This is a genomic window from Gemmatimonadota bacterium (genome assembly GCA_026706345.1).
Taxonomy (GTDB): Bacteria; JAAXHH01; JAAXHH01; order JAAXHH01; family JAAXHH01; genus JAAXHH01.
Map to the genome: position 1 here is coordinate 668 of JAPOYX010000095.1, position 1,576 is coordinate 2,243.

At 59.0% G+C, this 1,576-nt stretch carries 2 protein-coding genes; both read right to left on the bottom strand.

Annotated elements, in window-relative coordinates:
• Window positions 1-230 (bottom strand): AAA family ATPase (locus OXG98_06980; protein MCY3771747.1); only part of this gene is annotated, 230 nt, incomplete at its 3' end.
• A 27-nt stretch (window positions 231-257) separates the two neighbouring features.
• A partial coding sequence (locus OXG98_06985) for a cyclic nucleotide-binding domain-containing protein (protein ID MCY3771748.1) occupies window positions 258-1,576 on the bottom strand: 1,319 nt, incomplete at its 5' end.

Consider the following 1,576-nt stretch of genomic DNA (forward strand, 5'->3'; position numbering starts at 1 on the left):
GGAGCGAGGCGCGCCTCGTCGAGGCCGAAGACCGCCTCGACAACGGCTTCTGTGGTATCCCGTCGAATCAGGTCGGCGAGCGCTCGACCGCCCAAGGCCAGGCCGATAGCCTGCATGAGCAGACTTTTGCCCGCGCCTGTCTCTCCGGTAATTACATTCAGGCCGGACTCGAACGACAGTTCCAGATCGTCGATCAGGGCGAGATTTTTCACGTGCAGATGACGCAGCATAGAGCTGTTTCCCGGTTGCGTCTCTCGTCAGCTTTCGAGCCGCTCTTCCAAAGAGGGGCCGCCGACTTCTGCCATCCCGCGTCGAGACGCATCGTCCAAACGATCACTCACAATCTTGGCGATATTTAGGAATATCCGGGCACCAATACGCGGGTAACGTTTTTGCATGCGATGCAAGAAGCGCTCGTCCACCACGATCGCCTCAGCGTCGTCCACGGCAATGACGTCCGCAGTCCGCTGATTCTGACGAATGAGGGCCATCTCGCCAATCACATCGCCGCGTCCCATAGTCCGCAGCAGCCTTGACGTGCCGTCAATATTGAGCCGGGCGTCTGCCCTGCCACTGATCAGGACGAACATCTCCCGACCCATCTCTCCCTGTCTGACGATGAAGTCACCTTTGTCAAAGGTCCGAAATTCGCCCATCAGCGTGACAATCTTGGCTTGCACGGGACGCAGCCCGGCAAAGAGGGGAATCGTCTTCTGCGGATCACGTCCGAGTTTCAGGTATAAGACTTCCCACAGGGTGATGATCTTGGTGGTGGCGAGCAAGGCCGGCAGCAAGATCACATCCGCCCCAAAGGCGACAACCATGGTTGCCGCCGAGAGCATACCAAATTCCTGGATCGGGACAAAAGTCGAAAAATACAACACCAGAAAGCCGAGAAATAAGATGACAGAGGCATACAGGCTCGGCTTGCCCACTGTCCCGAGGGTGTGGAGCAGGGCGGTTTCCTGGTCTGGTGTCGCGTGCACCTCGGCGCTCAGCCGGGTCATCAGGTGCACCGTATTATCCACCGCTATGCCCAGCGCGATTGAAGCGATGATGCTGGTCCCCAGGTTGAGAACCGCGCCGGAGAGCCCCATCAGTCCGAAAAAAATGACAATCGGAAAGATGTTCGGGATCATGGCGATCAGCCCGATCCGGGCGGATAGAAACATGGCCGACATAATGACGAAGATGACGCTGACGGCCAGGGACAGACTGCGAATCTGGCCGGTAATAATATCACCGGTGGTCTCGGTCAGGAGAATCAGATTGCCGGTGGGACGCACCTTGAGGTCGGGCGGGAAATGCTCCTGAGCGTAGGTGCTAATACGCTCCGCGAGGGCTGAAATCTCCTGTGAGCCGGAAAGGGTTGTGCGGACGAGGATATTCGAGCGCGCAAAGTCCGGGCTGGCGACAGACCGAAAACTGGTCGGGCTGCCGGCGACGAGCTGCATGACGGCGCGGAGTTGAGACGGCTCCTGCCAGAAGGTTGTGAGCGTTTCCGGTGGTGGAGCCGCGATAATCTCGCCACCCGGACCGACCAGAAGCTCCCCACCACCGGACTGCGCCCCACGGT